Here is a 17,189-nt window from a genome sequence, read left to right as displayed (position 1 = left end):
TCAATCCTCCGCGTAAGGCCATTCAAGGCAGCAGTCATTGCATACGGCCACGCCCTCGTCACTCAGAATGTCAATATCTGTGCCCCCACATTCGGGGCATACCGGTACCTTTTTCTTGTCCATTCGTCGCTCTGCCGCTTCTTCCGTCAGAAGCAGCGGCACCCAGTATGCCGATGTGCCGAAATCCCGTATCCCGTTTTCATCCTGTATGGGTTCACAACCTTTCGTTCCCATGTATTTCTGGGAGTCCGGCCAACACACGGCACGGTAACACTTGTCCCGTTCGGGAGATTTGCCGGTATGGCGTATATAGTCTTCCTCGGGCACGTAAAGCGCCCCGTTCTCCCCGCTTCCCCATGCCGGATAACCGGTTCCTTCTTCCTCGAAAGGAGCACTTTCCTCGGGAAATTCCACGAGTGCATATAACTTGTCATCCCATGCCAGGGAACACTCGCCGCAGTGGAACCGACTTTCGTGAATATCATAACGGATATTTTCCGAATTGCATTTCGGACAGATAATGTCTTTTGTTTTTACTTTCGGGAAACTCAGGATTTCTCCGGCAATGATTTCCATGCTGGGCCAGAACAACTGTTCGCAGTAATCGTCGGCCATCTTTTCCGCCAGATTCTGCATGTCGTCATCGCTGATCTTTTCCACATCGAAACCTTGTCCTTCCAGGTCATCGCGGTGGACGGACGTGATAGGGAAATACCCGGCGTTCAGCTCCCGGATAAATTGTCTTTCCTCTTCTGTCGGTTCGGGTAAGTTGTTGAAATATTCCCTGAGCCGTTGATAAAGTTCTCTTACCATAATTATATTCCTGTTTTTAATCTAATATCCACCAGTCGAGGACCAGTAGTTCCGGTCCATGATTTTTTCAAGTTCGAGGTCGGAACGTTCTTTCCAGAGGTCGAAGTCATCAAGCAGCTCCGTTCCGTCCTCCAGAGAAAGCACAGTATCCTCATTGTCAAACAGATAGTCTTGTATGTCATATCCGGACGGATAACGGTTTTCCCGGATGATTTCTTCTGCAATTTCCTTGTCCATTCGGTTGCCATTTTTTCAGTTCGCCGGTATTGTAACCGGATTCATTTGTTTTGTCTTTTCCTTGTAAAACCTGTCGATGGCAAGGAAGTAGTCCTCCGCATCCCAATCAGTGCCCGCATGCTCAGTCTCGAATTCTTCCGCCCACTGGACGATCTCGGCATTGACGGCACGGGAGTCCCTGTCCTCCCACAGGTTGTCCGCCCCGGCATTGTAGGCAAGGTCCACGACAGCCTCCTGCAACTTGTTGTAGCCGTTACACTCTCTACCGTTGGAACGCAGCCATAAGTCCACGTCGACGGCATCCTCTTCCGTCGTCCCATTGTGCAGGCACAGGCACTGCCCGTTGCCGTTATGGCATACGAGGACCGGCCGTTTGGTGTCGGGGCATATCCGTACCAGCAGCTCATTGGCGGCAAGTGTTTCCGTATCATGCCCATTGAGCATTGCAGGAAGCGCCTGGCTGACCAGACTCAGGATTTCCTGTTCCTCCTTTGTCCCGGACGGCTTGGAAGCCAACAGGTTCTGTATGCGTTTAAGAAGATTGTAAATCATAATCAGCAGTCATTATGTTCTTTCCAGATTTTACGTTTCTCGTCATAGCCCTTGTTTTCCCACCATTCATTGCAGGTTTCGGCAAACCCCTGATGGTTGTCTCCGGCCGGACACTTGTCCTGACGGCAACCCGTGATCTGTTCCATTTGATTTGCGTCCAACGAGTTCCACCATTCCTCCATGCGTTCTTTGAACTCTTTTAAAGTACAGAATGGCTGATGGTCCTCGCATTCGTCGCACCAGTTATCATAGCGGTCTATACCCGTGGTACCGATGAATGTACGGGCATTCGGATCCACCCATGCCTGGGTCTGTATATTGTCTGAACCGCACCCCTCGCATACGACAATCTCGTCGTCATTGACATCAGCGGAGATGAACCCGTGTTCTTCCAGCCAGTGGGCAATCTCAAGCAATCCCTCGGTCTGTACCTGTCCGATGGGCTCATCGAAATCCTCGCCGGCTTCGCCGTTGAGCGTGCAGAGCAGTTTGCCGTTCCCGTCGATGAAAAGTTCATAAACGGTCGCACTTTCATAACCGCCGTATCCGTAAAAAGCGGAATTGTGGACCACCACTATCGGGGAGGTTTCATACTCCGCTGATTCCGCCTCCCGGTAATGTACGCCGCAGTTGCGGTAGAACGTGCCGATGATGTTGTTCTCCTTCTTCACGGCGTCGCGGATTTTCTCCATAAGTGATCTTCTGATGGAGATGATACTGAGGTGCGCATAATCCTTACGGAGACGTCTGTACACTTCCTGCTCGAAGTTGCCTCGAACAGAGTCGAAAGGGGATACGCCGGCGTTCTCCCGGATATATTTGTCCTCGTTAAAGTTGTAGCGCCGGCAGACAATATTCTTGACGCGGCGGAATTCCTCTCCGGCAAATTTGAGGATACTGTTCTCGCCTAGCGAAGTCGGAAAATAGCAGCGGGGCATGTGCACTGTCATTTCACGGTAAAGTGTGTCATCGTCTTCCGGAAAGGTTCTGTCTGTTTCCGGCTTTGTAGGTTTTTCCTGTTCCATGTTGCTTGTTTTTTATCTGTAGTTGAACAATTTCCGGTTTGCCGCCCGTTGCATGGCGGTCACCATATTCTTATGTCATAATCTTTAAAATAGTATTCCAACTCTTTTAATCCTTCCAAAGAGTGCAGCTCGTTCTTTCCGGTCACTTCGATGTCGACGGATACTGCATTTTCATCTTTGATGTTTACTTTGGCATTGTCAAACACGCATCTTACATATTCTGCAATGCATGAGGCAGGCAGGTCGTTTTTTACAATATTAAGTACCATATTATTTATTGTTCATTAAATGTTTGCTACGTCCATAAACCGGGCACCGCTTGCGGTATCTGCATTCGCCCCGGGCCGCGTCGGTATGCGCCCGGTGCCATTCATCCCAGCTCTTCACTCCATTGTCTGTAAGGAATATGATCAGTTGCATGCAGCAGAAACCGCGTTCCTCACGTTTCCGGTCATGAAGGTTGGCCAGCCCGTTATCTTTAGGTTTCATACAGGTTTGATGTTACGGCAGGTTTGCTCGAAACGCCTTCATGGCATATCATTAAAACCATGAGACATGCACATAGGCATCGCTTTGGTCACTGCCGTTGATTAGACAATCAAGTACTTCGATAAACTTTTCCCGGTCCATCCCGGCCTTTGCCAGGCAGGAATAAAATTCTTCGGCATTCTGCCGGAAGGTTTCATCCTGTTCTGAGATATGTTTTCTTAGCTGCTGCAGACCCGAACGGGCTATTTCGAAGTCATCGGTATAGGCGTCTTCTGCGGAGTTATCAACTTCGAACATTGTCAGGATATCATAAAAGATATCCTGACCGCCCCCGCCATACATACCCGGATATTTGTATTCGATTTGCCAAACTCTGGCTACATGTAGTTTCTGGCCATTATCTTTTCATTTTTCGGATTTGTTGTCTTATGCAGTGCAGCATCAATTCGATACCACGGATGCTTTCCTCATTCTCTTTCAGTTTGTAATAGTAGGCGTTCGCTTCGTCGTAGTCTTCCCGTGCCTTGCGCAATCTGCATTCCTTGGCGTCACGGACCTGTTCATGGGACAGGTCGTAACCGATGAACTCGTCCATGAAACAGGAAACCGTACGCCCGTAATAGTGGTCCGTGCGGGTTTCCACCGCAGTACGGATGATGTCGTCGCACCGCCTTCCGAGTGTCCGGAGTACGTCGCTGATATGCCGGTCATGGTACTCGTAACCGAAGAAACGGGTATACCACTCGTGTTCCTGCCGGTTTGTCTTCCCCGCGTAATACTCGTACCATTGGGCGTCGCACTTGGTGTGCCTCTGGGTAACCTTGAATATGGCATACTCTTCACCGATCCATGTAAAACGTGAGAGTATCTCACTCGCTTCTTCCTCATAGTAGCTATCCCGCCAATTCAATTCTTCGGTCTGGCTGAGCGGGAGGAATGACTGTTTGGTGATCCACTGCCCGAAACCTTTGTGCGTGACATGCGGAAGCACTTTCACGACCTTGCTCCATGCCTCGTTGCAGGCTTCATCCAGTGAAGGGAAACTTTCAGGAAAGCGTTCCCTGTCCGTTCCGTCTCGCAACACCTCGTTCCAATCTTTGTCGCAGACAATGAGGGTGAGGTCCTCCCTCACATGGCAGTCGCGTTCGCAATAGCCGTAGGGAGCATCGCAGAGCGTGTACCACTCCTTCGGTCCATAACCGTCGTCACGTCCCAGATAGCGTTTGGGCTTACCCTTCTCTGTCTGCACCTCCCACACTTCCGTGCAGTTTCCACGGTCGATATGGTGCAGGCGTACCCTGATTTCCTTGTTATCTCGTTTTTCTTCCATGTCGTTCATTTTTAGTATGGCCTGTCTTTTTCTTTTCGAGAATCCGGTAGATTTCTTCAAGGTCATGCTCATTGTCTATCGGTTGCCCGTATTCCGTATCCACGATGACCACCCTGGCATTGGCCAGGTGACATCCTGCTATCGTCTTGTCATAGCCGCTCCATTCAGGATTGATTTCTGTTACCGTGTCAAATTCAAGTCCGTATGATGTCTTCATTGTATTTCCAGTTATTATGCGTATTTTTCTATTTTATGCTACCGCTTTGTTCTGCCCGTCGATAATATGCCTGCATTCGGCTTCCAGTTCTTTCATACATTCCGTACCATAGAATCCCCAACAACTGTCCAGTTCATTGTCATCGTCACTTTCCGGCATGATGCGATACCCGAAAACTTCCCCGGTATAGTAGTTGTCAAGGGTACTGATTTCGTCTTGCAGGTATCCCTCGATCCGCTTCCTGCGTTTCGCGGTGATGTTCTTCCACCCGTATTCCCGGCGCACCTTGTCCAACGGTACCGCGATGATTCCGAAAAATCCGGAATCCCACGGGCAGCTGAACGGCGAGGTGGATATTGTAATGCCGCCATGGTCGTAGAGGTAGACCGGCAGGGCGATATATTCCTTCAGGAACGATTCCCGGAAATTTCCGATATGCCCTTCAAAAACCTTGTCGATATCGAAGTGGTCATCAAACTCCTTCTCCGGGCGGTAGCGACGATGTGCCGTATAAAGCGTACCGAGATTGTCATATGCTTCACGCGGGCTTCGGGCGTCATCATCATAATAGATGTTGATGCGGTACCCGTTATATTTGATTTGATTATATAGATTCATTTGCCTGGGTATTATGTCTTGTTACAAAGTCTTACAAATTGTTCCGTAATCTCGTCCCGCTCGAACTCGTCGCAGTTCAGGTCGAAGAATATACCCGAAGCCGCGAGCATGTCACGGGCTTCCCCGTAGGTAAGGTCGTTCCTGTGCCTGTATCTGTCCACCATGTCCCGATGTTCGGCTTCCGCCCGGTCGTGCAGCCTCATTTTATACAGCCTGTACCATGCGGGGAACTGTTCCTTGGAAACCATATTTTCCAGCTGCAAGTCCCGGTATCTTCCCGGTGCCAGCAGGATGTGGCTGTCAATGTAGGACTTCGCCTCGGCTATGATTCCCTCCCTGGTGAAGGGACGGTGGGAGCGTGCCGTGAAATGCACCCATCCACCATGCAACGGGTGTTCGATTTCAATCTGCACACCCTGCCTCCTGACATGTACCACGATATAGGCGGTCTGGCCGGGGAACATATCGTCCTTGAGGCTCACTCCCCGGCAGGCCGGCGGGTCAACATGGATGTAGTGGTCCTGCCTTGCGCCCCCGAGGAACCTTTCAAGCTGCCGCATCGACTGGCGGTAGATGAATGTCCCCACGCGGCACTGGCCTCGGCGGATGTCGCCGTAATAGTACTTTCTTGCCCTTGCTCCGGTAATGCGGGACTCGTCCGATGCCTCGAAATAGCTCCGGTAGGTATCGTCCGTACGGCAGAAATCATATATTTCCTGAAAAGTCCTTGTTTTCATTTGTTACTCCTTTTTATGTATTGTCTTCTTCCGGCGGGGGAAATTCCCCCGTCCTGTAAAATATCTCTCCGAGACGGTCAGCCTGTTCCGCCAGACCTCTCTTCCGGACAGCCGACACGGCATCGCGTGCGGCCTTTTCGTACATGCCCAGCAGTACCGCCTCGGGCAGGCGTTTCGTCCGCCACACCTCCTGTGCGGTGGCGAGCATCTCCACCTCGCAGCCCAGATGGCTGGCCGTGAGGATAATGACGGCATTGCCGATGAAGTTCGGTACGCGTTCTTCCTGTTGTTCTCCTTTCATTGTTCCGTGCCTTTAATCCGTTTCGAACTCGTCTTCATAGACCTCGATCTCCTTCCTGCTCTCGCAGATGCGTACCAGCCAGGTGTATTGGAGCCGTTCCAACAGTTCTATACGGCGATAGCCCTTGTAGGGCACTTTCAGCGTTGCAATGTCTCCCGGTTTCATGTCAGGCGGGTATTTCAAACTGGACATGGAAATGGAATTCGCTTATCAGGCTGCAAATCTGCGGTACTGATTTAGGATCCTCCCCGTAAAGGTAGAAGATGGTCCGGCAACGTGTCAGGCATCGGATACCCTGTTTTCGTAACCGGTACAGCAGGTAGGCCCTGCGTCGTAGTTGTTTCTTGCTCATCGTATAAAGGATTATGTCGTTTTGATTAGAATAGCGGTGTGGTCGTCAAACAGGGGCATCTCTTTACGTTTTCGATGTAATGCCTCCATTGAAAGATGCTCATCTTGTGTTAACAGGGATGAGCATCATTTCAATGGAGGGAGTACTAATTTATTCTGACCCGCCACACCGCGCCGCCTACCGGGCGGATGGTGATGACGGCCTATTTCTTACGCCATGCCGCCATCTTCTTTTTGATGTTGATATTGTTGTCCGCCAGCATTTTTTTCAGGACTGCCAGCAACCGCCAGCCTTCTCCGTTTTTATACTCTTCCGCCTTGGCTGACAGGAACGTCAGTGACTGGTACTTGTCCAGACGCCGACCCCGGTCATTGACAGCCGTGCAACCGTGGAAACGAATCAGGTTCTGCATGGTAAAGAACGCCCCGGCTCCCTTATAGGCATCCATCCATGCCTTGCTTTGAGGAGTGCCCCATGGCAGCCGGATACGACGGTCATTGAACTGTCTGACCGCGTTGTAAAGCTGTGTGGCGTCCAACGCGTGCCTGATGTGGGTTATCGCGATGGAAAGCGGGTAGTACAGTTTGGATTGCAGGTCCTCCACGAAAATATTACGGCCGTGTATACGCTTGTAGGGAACTCCCTTGCATTTTCTTGTTTCCAGGTTGCCCACGTGTTTTTTCAGCGCGTTGACATAGTCGCTCGCGATGGCCAAAACCACATCACGGTTGAACCAGCGGTTTCTCTCGGCAAAACCCGTGATGTCCTTGTGTTCCATCTTCATCTGGGCGTGCAGCTCGTTCAAGAGCATTTTCCACTGGTAATCATAGCCTTTCCGGTGAATCATCTCGGTCACCCCTGCCGGCTCTTTTTCACGGTAATGCGTGTATGACATCATATGGAACATTTGTGCCATGACCCACCGGCGGAAGAGTCGGTTGTTGGGAACGGTACCCTGTGCCATGATGCTGCCGAATATCGGGTCGTTGTCATCCAGGATGGTAAGTTTCCCGTCTTTGTTGGAGGCGATATACTCGCCGCCCTCGGCTCCCTGCATGGCGAACAGGCAGCTCACGTCCACACCGGCACCGCGGAGTGCCTCGATACGCTCCCGCGCCCCTTTGGGAAGTCCGGCAGGAGAATTATGGCCGGCCACCACCGGATAGACGGTGCCCAAATCCGAATTCTTGCCGATAACGGTGCCCGTGGCGGCAAATTCCTTGTCCGCGATGGCGAATTCCGTGCCGCATCCGGGGCACAGGACTTTTGTTTCTTGTTTCTTTCTACTCATTGTGAATTTGTTAATAATTGATTACTTCCGGGTTCCACCCATTTTCTGAGTATCACCAGGTCCTTGTCTTTTTCGCTTTGCCAGAACCATTTGCCCATCGTTTCGGGATTCCATGTGAACCCGCCTATAATCCGGCAGAGGATATAGAATTCCAGCTCGAATTGCGCGGTATCCCGGTGTTGCCCGTACAGCATGTCCCCGTCCTCGAGGTCACTTTCGGGCAATGCCATGAAATACCGGCGGGACTTGCTCTGGCTGCGCTCCGATGGTATCGAATGTTTATAGCGGCGGTACAGCTCCTCCACATCCGTGAAAAAATCCCCGCAGCCGTACTCCGGCAACCACGGAGCGCCATCATACCTGCCGTTCCGTATCATGTGTCTCCCGTTTACTTTTAAACTTCTGGACTGGAAATCAATCCGGAAATTTGCGCCGTTCTCTATGGCGGTGACGGTTTCTCGGTAAATATCTTCCATTTTCTCACCTGTTTACAATTAATGGCACTCAAACCCCTGGCGCGTATCTTTATAGTCCTGATAAATACAGTAGGACTTCGGTCCTGAACCAGGTAGTTGCCTGGCTCAGGACCAAGCTTGAATACTGTATCTTGAATTTGGGTCCCTCGTGCATATGCGGTCGCGCTACCTTCTGTTCAGGGGACTCATCCGGACGGCACATCCCTTTAAAAACCTGATACGGGCCGCGAGTACAGCTGGAACCTGTGTCATCTGTCGTGTTAGCAGGAGATAACACAGGCTCCAGCCGTGTGAATTGCGGCTCTGTTGAAATCCCGGCCTTGCCCCCTTTGCCCTGTGCTGTTCTTTTTGCGGTTCCCGGAATGCCGGCACGTTCCTTTACAGGTCCGATGTCTGCTGTGGCGGAAGCCGGAATGGCGCCGTCGTATAACGTTAGGGATACGACGGCGCGAGACGGGCTTATCGGGGACAGCAGGCTGAATCCATTCCCCCGAACCGCACGTTCCCGTGCTGGAAAAGACTGAAAGTTCTCATAATACCGGCACATGGCTTTATGCTTCCGATGTATCCCGCGTATGGGTCTTCTGCGGAGTCCGAAGGCGACGGTCAGCCGCCTTCAGACTCGGAAAGAAGACGTTGGTACGCGGGATGCCCAAACCTATTCCTTGAACTTTCCCGGTGTGCTCCGGTAACGGGTACGGGACAGACGGCACATGACTTTAATTTCCCGATACATTACAGGCGCAGCCAGAATCGAGATGGGATTAACCGGGTGTTAGACCGGTTAATCTCGATATGGATTCTGGTTATAAGCCTGTAACGTTGAATAGCCTGCCCGTCCACCCGTTCTGCCGTGTGCCCGGCGTAACTTATAGCGATGCCACCAGCGTGTTGTACACCGCCCGGCTGGTCAGAAGGGCGTTACGCATGCAGCCGACAGTCAGGTAACCCGGTATGTCCCGGTCTGTTTTATCGCGGTTGGCCTTCACGTTGCGTCCCCGTCCCCGGACGATGCAGCCATCCGGTTTGGTTCGGACATATCCCAGACCGCCGATCTTGCACCTGCCCGTCTGAACGGCTCTAAAGCAGTCCATCACGAACTTGTTCAGCTCGTTGAGGTCACTCTTCACATTACAGACCGGCAATACCTGTATCGCCCAGCTGAACTCGCCCTTGTACAGGTAACGGTTCACGGCGTCCACGGCTTTTGCCAGTGTCGTGTCCCGGCAGCGGATTGTCCGCCGCTCGATCTCGTGCTGGAAGGTCTTGATGCGTGATGACGAGAGCGAGACCATGCCGCCCTTGATACTGAATCCTAAGAACTTGAACCAGACATCGGCTGCCAGGTATTCCACTTTCTTGGGATTTAGCTTCATGGATTTATCTTCCAGGCGTTTTTGGAGTGTGTCCATCGCTTTTTCATAATCCTTGCCGATAAAAAGCATATCGTCGGAATACCGGACGTAGTAGCCGTTCATTTGTGACAGTTCCCTGTCTAGGTCGTAGAGCAGTACATCCGCCAGCCAGCTAGCCACAGCACAACCCTGTTTCAAGGATTGATACTTGCTTTGCAACCGGTTATCTTCATCGAAATAGAGGTCCGAGTGGTAATATTTCCTAAGTACGTCTATCAGGGCAGACTGGCCGTGTTTGGCCTCCACCTTGTCGAACGCCTCGTCGATGAACCGTATCGGAACACTGTCGAAGTATTTGGAAAGGTCGGACTTCCAGCCCAGACAGCCGCTATTGCCGGTTTCTGTCATCCGGTGGCTGACTTCCGTAACTACCTTGCCGCACCCTATACCGGTCTGGTAGGACTTGCACGAAGAGTGCAGCATCTCCGGCATCAACTCGAAGAGCAGGTCGTTGGCGATACCCAGTACTACGCGGTCCATCGGCTCGTTTACGTACACTGTGCGGAACTCACCGTTGTCCTTGGGTATCTGCGCCGTGTGGGGAGGGGAAATCTCGTACTTTCCCCGGCGCATGGCATAGGCCATCGCCATACGGGTATGCTCGTCGGTCAGCCGAATAAGTTGGTCTTTCCTAATGTCTTTCAGCACGCCTTTCTCAATGGCCTTCGTCCACCGGCCTATGTCGAAGAACATTTGCAATATCTTGTCTTCATTCATGGCACTCAAAACTTTTTTGGGAAAGGATAAAATTCAGTATGTCCATGCCGGATTCTACGTCACATTCCTGCTCGTACTCCTCGCCCGTGTAGTAACTGTAACCCATGATGAAGATTTTCCCGTCTTTCCGGAGCGACGCGTTCGTGATGACCAGTTCCACGGGGTCACGGTCCACAACATGGAGATAGGTCGAGGATTGTTCACCGTTGTCATCAAGGCTGCCGCCACACTCGGAAAGCAGCTTCACGGACAGGGCGTAACATTTTTCATTCAGGGCTTTCTCCGCCACGTGATGGTTGTTCATCTCTTCCGTAAGTGTTCGGATGCGGTCACCGCGTCTCTGCTCGGGAACCGGTTCGAAAGCGGTTTCGAACATCCAGACAGGCATCCATTTATGGAAGACGGCGGGTCCCAAGCGGCATATGTAAACTTCATCGTTCTCTTTCTCCGTCTCCGGGATATCCATTCCCGAGGCTCGTGCTGCCGCTACGCTCATGCGCTCGAAACCGCCGAGGCAGGAAGGTGCCGACTTCAAACGGTAGGGACGGATGTTTCCTACAGGGACACCCATTGACATAAGTAGCATCCCCTTAAAAGTGTCGGTAACGGGAGTGGTTTGCTGTTTGTTCATTCTTTTATTCATTTTCTGGTCTTTGTACATACATTATGATTTCTCACGCATCCTCCGCAAGGGCCACAAGCCGCTCTTCCGGCAGCAGGAACTCCTCGTCCGTGAAGTAATAGCAGATTTTCCGGTCCACGGCCTCCGCCTCGTCCGATATGGGTGCGCCGTCTTTGCCGACCAGCACGTCTTGCAGACCCGTTACAGAGACCAGGGTTTTGTATTCCCCGCCCGTTCCACGGAACAGCGTCAGTTCCCTGACAAAATATTCCCTGTCATTCCATGTGATAATCTCAAACATTTCCTCCACTTCCGGGAACAGCCGGCACAGGACCGGAAACAGTTTGCAGGCATCGCTCCGGAGCATCAGGAAGACACATTCCATCAGGCATAGTCCGGCATCTTTGAGCATGGGCAGCAATACGTCCGTGCCTGCTCCGTTTGCCTCTGCCACTATCAGGGCTTTCCAGTATCCTTCCTGGAATGAGTCCGTCCAAGGGATGAGTTCGGCTGCCCTGACGGAATAGGAAACCGCGATTTCTTCCGGATTGTCCTCGTCCGTGGAAATCAGTCCTATTTTCGTGTCATCTTCGACAGGCTCCTTTACCGGCAGGCAGACTTTCATTTTCCGGAACGTGTCCGTGTCCTCGTCCGCCCAGTTGACAAAGCCGCCGAATCTTATAAAATCATATCTGCTCATTTGTCATTATTGTTTATTGTTATTTACCTTACAATTCTTCCGGTTCTCCATCGTTGATACTCCGGTAGAAACGGTCTCCGTCCGCCCACTTCTTGGCGGTGATAGCCAGCTCGAAAGCTTCCTCTATGGAAAGGCCGTCGGCGGGAAGGGCATCAAGGAGTTCTCCCATGCATACGTCATTCTCGCGATACTCTTTCTGCACCTTTCCGAGTGTCATTCTGCCCTTGTCCGTCTTTTTACGCCACAAAAGCATCTGTTGTATCCAATTTTTCATGCGATTCTTTTATTAAAGGAAATCCTTGGCATAACTGCGGGCTTCATTGAAAGTGTTGAAGCCGATTCCACTCATGCAAGAGATTGCCCAGTATCTTAATTTCCTGCTTTCGGCACGGGCAAGATAGATTTGCCCGATACGAATCCCGTCTTTGAGAATGTCATGCCGCTTGTCTTTTGTAATCCGTACCATGTTCCGACATTCACTTGTCCATTTTCCAAAATCCGTAATCGGACCCGTCACCGAGATGAGCACCGAAATAGTACCCCTCCGGTGAGTAACTATCGAGCGTGTCGAACAGCGATTCCAGCAATCCCGCCGCGTCATCGCTGTTCCACCAGTCTGCTTCTTTGTCCTCCATGGCATGGGCGGGGATGGCATTCATCACCTGCACGTACTCCGGTGTGTCACGGATAACGTCCAAGAACGCCGGAATCAGGTCCTGCGTGCGCATCGTGCCGTGGGAGATACTCTCTCCCGGCACGGCATGGAGGCGGTTTTGTGTCCTCTCGTCTATGAACATGGCATTTAGATAAAGGGCAGACGGGTATCTTCCAGCATGGAGGCCAGCATTTGACACATCTCGTATGAAGCACGGTTGCGGTCGTCAATGCAGCGTGAATCACGCCCTGCCATAGCGGTAATGGAAGCCTTTACCGTTCTGAAGAATGTCTGTTCCAGTGTCTTGTGGAAATAAGGAAGAGCCTGGGCGAAACGTTCGGACTTGAATCCCAAATCGTTCATGGCGTATTCCAGCTGTTTGGCCGCCTTGTACTCGCGGCTGTTCTCCAGGCTTTCCGGAATATCACCGAACTGTGCGGTCCGGAGCTGGCGTTCCAGTTCGATGACGGCCACCGAAAGCAACAGCTTGATGGCTTCCGGGTTGCCGATACCGTGTTTCTGCCCGTCAGCGGTATGGAACTCGATCAGGTTTACACTGTTATTCTCTTGTAATTCTTTGTAGCATGCGAGGGTCTTGCTGAGCGCTTTTGCTTTCTCTTTATCCATAATTTTATCTGATTTGATTGTTATTGCACACAAGTACGTCCCCAACGATGAAGTCTTTCGACGCCGGGTGATGAGCACGGAATATCCTGCTCGCTTCAAGATTGAGGGACAGAGGGATAAATTTGCCTTCCTCGTTGACGACCATTGTCGTGTTCCCGTCCAGTTCCACCAGTTCGATGTAGCCGCCGACAATCGCCTGCATCTCCTCCAGCGTGAAGTCTGAGCCATTGGCTGGCTGCACGGGTTGGCGTGTTCCGTCCGTTTTGATGATTTCTGTCATAGTTGCTTTGAAATTTTAAGATTCATGACTCGCCAGTATATCCAAAATCTGTTGCAAAGGGAATTTTTCAGTCCAGAATCGCTCGTCGGTATGTTTGCCGTACGCCCGGTATCTGGCTTCCCCGTTTGCAAATACCGCCAAGATATGGCTGACCAGCACATTGTCCGGCGGAACCAACCTTTCCAGTTCCGTTTCGGTCAGTTCCACGAAGCACCAGTTATTGTCTTCCGGCAAGTCCTCGCTGCCCAGTATCCCGTCCTCGTCCGGCTGGTAAAAACCAACCGATATGTCATAAAAGTTCAAAGACTGGAAACTGATGTCATCCTTGAATGGCTTGACGGCTTCCAGCCTGCCGGACTGTGTCTGTCTCCACTCTTTTGACAGGTACACGATTGCAAAGTCGCAGCAATCCCATGCACTGTCAGTTCCTGCCTTGAGCAGGAGGTATGGGGTAGGTTCATTTGAGATTTTCATCGTATTTCCCTCCTTTTATGCCACGCGTGATACCGTTTCACGGTGCGTAGCTGGTTAATGATATGGCCAAAAAGCTTGCGTGAATAGATGCGGTAATGGAACACAGCCGAATACTCGCATACATTGCCGTGAAAGTCCACGTGGGAGCGGTCATCCGCAAAGTCGAACAAGTCGCCCTGGATTTCCAGCGTGTATTTGTTCTTCCGTAGCCAGTCAAAAAACTCGAAGATGTCCTTCTTTTGGGAGTAGAAAGTACAGTATTCGTAGCGGTTTCCGCGCAGGTTCCTCAGCAATGCCGCCATCTCGTTCCGTTCCCGGCGGTCGCCAAATTCGGATCCCGTCCGAGTGGCGAGGTTCTTCAGGAAATATATTTTACCTCCATACTCGAAATAGTACGGTATGTAGGTGACCGTCTTTTTGTACCAATTGACATATTTGACAAAGGAAGCCTTCTTGACGATGGCGGGATGCAGGTTTACTTTCTCCATGTGTTCCCGAATCTGGCGGTAGATTTCCACATTGGAAAGACGTACGGGACGTTCCGCCCGGAAATACCTGCCGTCCGACTCGAAACAGAGCGCGTACAGGTTTCGGTAATACGGTTCCCCGACAAAGAACCAGTCGCTCTGCATGCGGGCCGGAGGCAGGCATTCCAGCAGTTCGTAATAACGTTCCTCCGTAATTTCATGGAAGGGCTTGCAAAGTGCCCGGGTATAACGCTTCACAAGCAGTGTCATGCGTACCGGTGATACAGCGACCAGGTACGGGTTCTTCTCCCTTTCGCGCAGTGCTTCCAGCGTCTCGCCGCCGTAGTCGCTGTGCATGTCATCCGACATCGACGTGAGGCATGTCCCGTCGAAATAACGTGAATCGATGATGTATCTCATGGGCACTGGATTAAATGGTTATTTTCAACACCTGACCGGCGGCATATTCGGCATTGCGGGTGAGCTGGCGCTGCCATGCCTGGTTGCGTGGCGCCCACTTGAAAGCGTTACGCTTCAAGGTCGTACGCATATCGGTATCGGGTATTTTGTCGAAGAGGATTTGCAGGCGGTCTTCTTCGAAGTTGTAGACCACCTTGCCGCCATCGAACGGAATCTCACGATTTTCACGGCTTGCCCGTTCCTGCTGCTTTTCCCGCACCTTGCGGACGAGTTCGGGATACTTGAAGATTGAATGGCGTGCCGTGACGACAGGTTTCTTGACTTTGTCGTTCCACTCTCGCAGACGAGCGACGGCACGGTCGATGATTTCCACGTTGCCATGGTTGACATAGGTGGAGAGTCGCCCGGCGAGGTTGCTGACGAAGAGAGCCCGGCTATAGCCTCGTGCCGTACCCGTATCGATACCGTGAATGGTCGAGGCGGCATCGTCGATAAAGGCTTTGACCTTCTGCCACTCCTCCTCGAGACGCTGTTCTTCGGGCTTGGCCGCTTCGGTAGCCTTGCGAATCGCTTCGAGTGCACGTTCTCGCCATTCCCGGAACGCCGTGACGCTCTTGGCGTGGCTGTTGCAGGCCTTTTCGTTGCGGCCCGTGTTGAAGCGTGCAGGTCCCGTAATCATCGCGCTGGCACAACGGCTGTTGGCGGCGATCATGGCAGAGAAATAGCGTTTGTAGTTTTCCATGTAACGTTCCCGCTGCTGCTCGGGCATCGACTGCAAATCCTCGTGCAGTTCCTTTTCGTGCGAGGCGATGTCTGACTCACCCCGCTCGTCGGGTGAGAAGGAGGTGAGGTTGTAGGAGCTGCACGCCTGCTTGAAATATTCTTCCAGATAGCCCGGGTGCGCCACTTCCACAACTTCCCAGTCCTTGAAGTCCGCCGGGGCGAGGATTTCTTCCTTGCCCGGATTCCCTACAAGATGGGAATAGCTGCAATACCCGTGTCTCTTTCCCCTGAAAAGAAACGCTACCGGTTCGCTTTCCGGGGCATCCACACGCCGCACCATGGTCACACGATGGGCATTTTCCTTTGTCAATAATGTTGTTTCCATACCTTTCTTCTTGATTTCGTTATTTGATTGTTTCCGATTTTTATTGTTGCTTCATCCGGGCGGCATGGTCCATTACAGAGGCGAACCCCACCTCGATACCTATCTGGTATCCGCCCTTGATGGTCGATTCCAGCTCCGCCTCGCTTTCGATCAGGGATTCCGAATCATCGGCATAAAGCCTGTACAGGGAGAATACGTCTGCCTCCCATAGCTTCCGGGCATTTTCCGCCGATACAAGCAGCCACACGAAACCGTCCTCACGGGTTACCTTGACGGCGGCTTCGCTATGGCTCAGAGTCCGCCACTCCTTGATGTCCAGTGCCACCCTCCACACGATATACATCAGCGCATCGTGGCGGCTTTTAATATCAGGGGAATCGCACAGGCGGCTGGCCACATCTTTGAGTGTCCGGAAAGAGTCCGCCATGAACTGCTCCACGACATACGGCTTTTCGGCAATGGCGGAACAGGCATCGTCCGCCCTGCCTGATTCCGGAACGGTCTGAATATCCTCCTCTTCAAGGAAGATTTCACGGTGCAGGTAGTCCAAGTAGTAATATGATTTCATTCCGCTTATTCTTTGGGGGTGAAAGTGATTCTCGTGTGCCCGTCATAACCGAAGGACGGTTTCAGGCCGAAGGCTTCGGCATCACTGCTGATGCAGCAGATGTCCCAAATCTCCAACCCTCCGGCGCAGGTTATGACGGTATTGTTTTCAGATATTTGCGGCGACTTGTCTTTCAATGCAGCCCCGCCGCAGATGCCGCGTAGAATAACACCACGCTGGTGGGTAGTAAGTTCTTTCGTTTCCATAGACCTAATCTTTTGCTTTTACACCGAACATGTTCTCCATTGTACTGGCGAGGGCTTCCTTGAAACCGTCGCTTACGCCCCAGTATTCAAGTAACCCGTTGCCGATGACCTGCATCTGTTTGTCGGTGGGCATATCGCCATCATACCCGTATTCCTTGAGCAGGGCACGGCTGATGATGACACCTTTTATCTCGTTGATTCTATGTTCCTCTCCCATAGCCGTTAATACATCTTTACCCGCAGACCAGATATCTGCTTTCTCGTTATTTCTGTCATTTTCTTTATCCGTTTATAAAAGCATAGGGGCATTCCGCCCCCATAGTTGTTTTCCTGTTACAATCCAAATAAAATTGGATCAAAGTTTTCGGTTAAATTTGTTTTTATCTTATTTACAGCGTATTGCATTTCTTGGTGAACTTCTCGGCCAAAGGTCAAGGCACGAGAGCCTCCGCC

The 17,189-nt window shown here is 51.6% G+C and carries 29 protein-coding genes; all 29 read right to left on the bottom strand.

Annotation, left to right across the window (positions count from 1 at the left end; all coding sequences use genetic code 11):
• Positions 1 to 813: a hypothetical protein gene (locus tag KB554_RS07210; protein WP_004293656.1), complete on the bottom strand. Its 813-nt coding sequence runs from the start codon at positions 811 to 813 to the stop codon at positions 1 to 3.
• Positions 814 to 834: 21 nt separating this feature from the next.
• The gene (locus tag KB554_RS07205) at positions 835 to 1,050 is read right to left on the bottom strand and encodes a hypothetical protein (protein ID WP_004303944.1); all 216 of its coding nucleotides are present in this window, start codon (positions 1,048 to 1,050) and stop codon (positions 835 to 837) included.
• Positions 1,051 to 1,065: 15 nt separating this feature from the next.
• Positions 1,066 to 1,602 carry a hypothetical protein gene (locus KB554_RS07200; protein WP_004293654.1) on the bottom strand — a complete coding sequence of 179 codons (537 nt, stop codon included), beginning with the start codon at positions 1,600 to 1,602 and terminating at the stop codon, positions 1,066 to 1,068.
• 2 nt (positions 1,603 to 1,604) lie between these two features.
• Positions 1,605 to 2,627 carry a hypothetical protein gene (locus tag KB554_RS07195; RefSeq protein WP_004293653.1) on the bottom strand — a complete coding sequence of 341 codons (1,023 nt, stop codon included), beginning with the start codon at positions 2,625 to 2,627 and terminating at the stop codon, positions 1,605 to 1,607.
• 59 nt (positions 2,628 to 2,686) lie between these two features.
• Complete coding sequence (locus KB554_RS07190; RefSeq protein ID WP_004293652.1) at positions 2,687 to 2,896, bottom strand: hypothetical protein; 210 nt, start codon at positions 2,894 to 2,896, stop codon at positions 2,687 to 2,689.
• Position 2,897: 1 nt separating this feature from the next.
• On the bottom strand, positions 2,898 to 3,116 hold the full coding sequence (locus KB554_RS07185) for a hypothetical protein (protein WP_004293651.1): 219 nt from the start codon (positions 3,114 to 3,116) through the stop codon (positions 2,898 to 2,900).
• Between the two features lie 51 nt (positions 3,117 to 3,167).
• Entirely contained in the window at positions 3,168 to 3,458 is a 291-nt protein-coding gene (locus KB554_RS07180; RefSeq protein WP_004293650.1) for a hypothetical protein, read from the bottom strand.
• A gap of 55 nt (positions 3,459 to 3,513) precedes the next feature.
• On the bottom strand, positions 3,514 to 4,446 hold the full coding sequence (locus tag KB554_RS07175) for a hypothetical protein (RefSeq protein ID WP_004293649.1): 933 nt from the start codon (positions 4,444 to 4,446) through the stop codon (positions 3,514 to 3,516).
• Positions 4,427 to 4,663, bottom strand: a complete 237-nt coding sequence (locus KB554_RS07170) for a hypothetical protein (protein ID WP_004293648.1) — start codon at positions 4,661 to 4,663, stop codon at positions 4,427 to 4,429. The genes KB554_RS07175 and KB554_RS07170 overlap by 20 nt, the downstream gene beginning before the upstream one ends.
• Before the next feature lie 33 nt (positions 4,664 to 4,696).
• On the bottom strand, positions 4,697 to 5,281 hold the full coding sequence (locus KB554_RS07165; protein ID WP_004303947.1) for a hypothetical protein: 585 nt from the start codon (positions 5,279 to 5,281) through the stop codon (positions 4,697 to 4,699).
• A gap of 11 nt (positions 5,282 to 5,292) precedes the next feature.
• Positions 5,293 to 6,018 carry a hypothetical protein gene (locus tag KB554_RS07160; RefSeq protein WP_004293646.1) on the bottom strand — a complete coding sequence of 242 codons (726 nt, stop codon included), beginning with the start codon at positions 6,016 to 6,018 and terminating at the stop codon, positions 5,293 to 5,295.
• Positions 6,019 to 6,031: 13 nt separating this feature from the next.
• Positions 6,032 to 6,319 (bottom strand): hypothetical protein, encoded by a 288-nt coding sequence (locus KB554_RS07155; protein WP_004293645.1) that lies wholly within the window; start codon positions 6,317 to 6,319, stop codon positions 6,032 to 6,034.
• A 12-nt stretch (positions 6,320 to 6,331) separates the two neighbouring features.
• Positions 6,332 to 6,484, bottom strand: coding sequence for a hypothetical protein (locus KB554_RS07150; RefSeq protein ID WP_019131001.1), 153 nt, complete (start codon positions 6,482 to 6,484; stop codon positions 6,332 to 6,334).
• A gap of 389 nt (positions 6,485 to 6,873) precedes the next feature.
• Positions 6,874 to 7,962, bottom strand: coding sequence for a hypothetical protein (locus tag KB554_RS07145; RefSeq protein ID WP_004293643.1), 1,089 nt, complete (start codon positions 7,960 to 7,962; stop codon positions 6,874 to 6,876).
• Complete coding sequence (locus KB554_RS07140; RefSeq protein ID WP_004293642.1) at positions 7,959 to 8,438, bottom strand: hypothetical protein; 480 nt, start codon at positions 8,436 to 8,438, stop codon at positions 7,959 to 7,961. The genes KB554_RS07145 and KB554_RS07140 overlap by 4 nt, the downstream gene beginning before the upstream one ends.
• Before the next feature lie 869 nt (positions 8,439 to 9,307).
• On the bottom strand, positions 9,308 to 10,570 hold the full coding sequence (locus tag KB554_RS07135) for an RNA-directed DNA polymerase (protein WP_004303952.1): 1,263 nt from the start codon (positions 10,568 to 10,570) through the stop codon (positions 9,308 to 9,310).
• Positions 10,563 to 11,231: a hypothetical protein gene (locus KB554_RS07130; protein WP_004293640.1), complete on the bottom strand. Its 669-nt coding sequence runs from the start codon at positions 11,229 to 11,231 to the stop codon at positions 10,563 to 10,565. Before KB554_RS07130 ends, KB554_RS07135 begins: the two co-directional genes overlap by 8 nt.
• A gap of 13 nt (positions 11,232 to 11,244) precedes the next feature.
• A complete protein-coding gene (locus KB554_RS07125) occupies positions 11,245 to 11,892 on the bottom strand; it encodes a hypothetical protein (protein ID WP_004293639.1) in 648 nt (215 codons plus the stop codon).
• 28 nt (positions 11,893 to 11,920) lie between these two features.
• Entirely contained in the window at positions 11,921 to 12,166 is a 246-nt protein-coding gene (locus KB554_RS07120) for a hypothetical protein (protein WP_004293638.1), read from the bottom strand.
• A gap of 12 nt (positions 12,167 to 12,178) precedes the next feature.
• Positions 12,179 to 12,358 (bottom strand): hypothetical protein, encoded by a 180-nt coding sequence (locus tag KB554_RS07115; protein WP_004293637.1) that lies wholly within the window; start codon positions 12,356 to 12,358, stop codon positions 12,179 to 12,181.
• 10 nt (positions 12,359 to 12,368) lie between these two features.
• Entirely contained in the window at positions 12,369 to 12,689 is a 321-nt protein-coding gene (locus KB554_RS07110) for a hypothetical protein (protein ID WP_004303957.1), read from the bottom strand.
• A gap of 5 nt (positions 12,690 to 12,694) precedes the next feature.
• Positions 12,695 to 13,174 carry a hypothetical protein gene (locus KB554_RS07105; RefSeq protein WP_004293635.1) on the bottom strand — a complete coding sequence of 160 codons (480 nt, stop codon included), beginning with the start codon at positions 13,172 to 13,174 and terminating at the stop codon, positions 12,695 to 12,697.
• A 4-nt stretch (positions 13,175 to 13,178) separates the two neighbouring features.
• A complete protein-coding gene (locus KB554_RS07100) occupies positions 13,179 to 13,454 on the bottom strand; it encodes a DUF3846 domain-containing protein (protein ID WP_004293634.1) in 276 nt (91 codons plus the stop codon).
• A gap of 15 nt (positions 13,455 to 13,469) precedes the next feature.
• Entirely contained in the window at positions 13,470 to 13,928 is a 459-nt protein-coding gene (locus KB554_RS07095; RefSeq protein WP_004293633.1) for a hypothetical protein, read from the bottom strand.
• Complete coding sequence (locus KB554_RS07090; protein WP_004293632.1) at positions 13,925 to 14,815, bottom strand: hypothetical protein; 891 nt, start codon at positions 14,813 to 14,815, stop codon at positions 13,925 to 13,927. Before KB554_RS07090 ends, KB554_RS07095 begins: the two co-directional genes overlap by 4 nt.
• 10 nt (positions 14,816 to 14,825) lie before the next feature.
• Complete coding sequence (locus KB554_RS07085) at positions 14,826 to 15,923, bottom strand: hypothetical protein (protein WP_004293631.1); 1,098 nt, start codon at positions 15,921 to 15,923, stop codon at positions 14,826 to 14,828.
• A gap of 40 nt (positions 15,924 to 15,963) precedes the next feature.
• On the bottom strand, positions 15,964 to 16,473 hold the full coding sequence (locus tag KB554_RS07080; RefSeq protein ID WP_227043634.1) for a hypothetical protein: 510 nt from the start codon (positions 16,471 to 16,473) through the stop codon (positions 15,964 to 15,966).
• 23 nt (positions 16,474 to 16,496) lie between these two features.
• Positions 16,497 to 16,736, bottom strand: coding sequence for a hypothetical protein (locus KB554_RS07075; RefSeq protein ID WP_004293629.1), 240 nt, complete (start codon positions 16,734 to 16,736; stop codon positions 16,497 to 16,499).
• 4 nt (positions 16,737 to 16,740) lie between these two features.
• On the bottom strand, positions 16,741 to 16,953 hold the full coding sequence (locus KB554_RS07070) for a hypothetical protein (RefSeq protein ID WP_004293628.1): 213 nt from the start codon (positions 16,951 to 16,953) through the stop codon (positions 16,741 to 16,743).
• Positions 16,954 to 17,189 lie beyond the last annotated feature (236 nt).

Source organism: Alistipes sp. Marseille-P2263 (genome assembly GCF_018101075.1).
Classification (GTDB): domain Bacteria; phylum Bacteroidota; class Bacteroidia; order Bacteroidales; family Rikenellaceae; genus Alistipes; species Alistipes dispar.
Note: the sequence above shows the minus strand (reverse complement) of the source record. Positions and strands in the feature narration are given on the sequence as shown.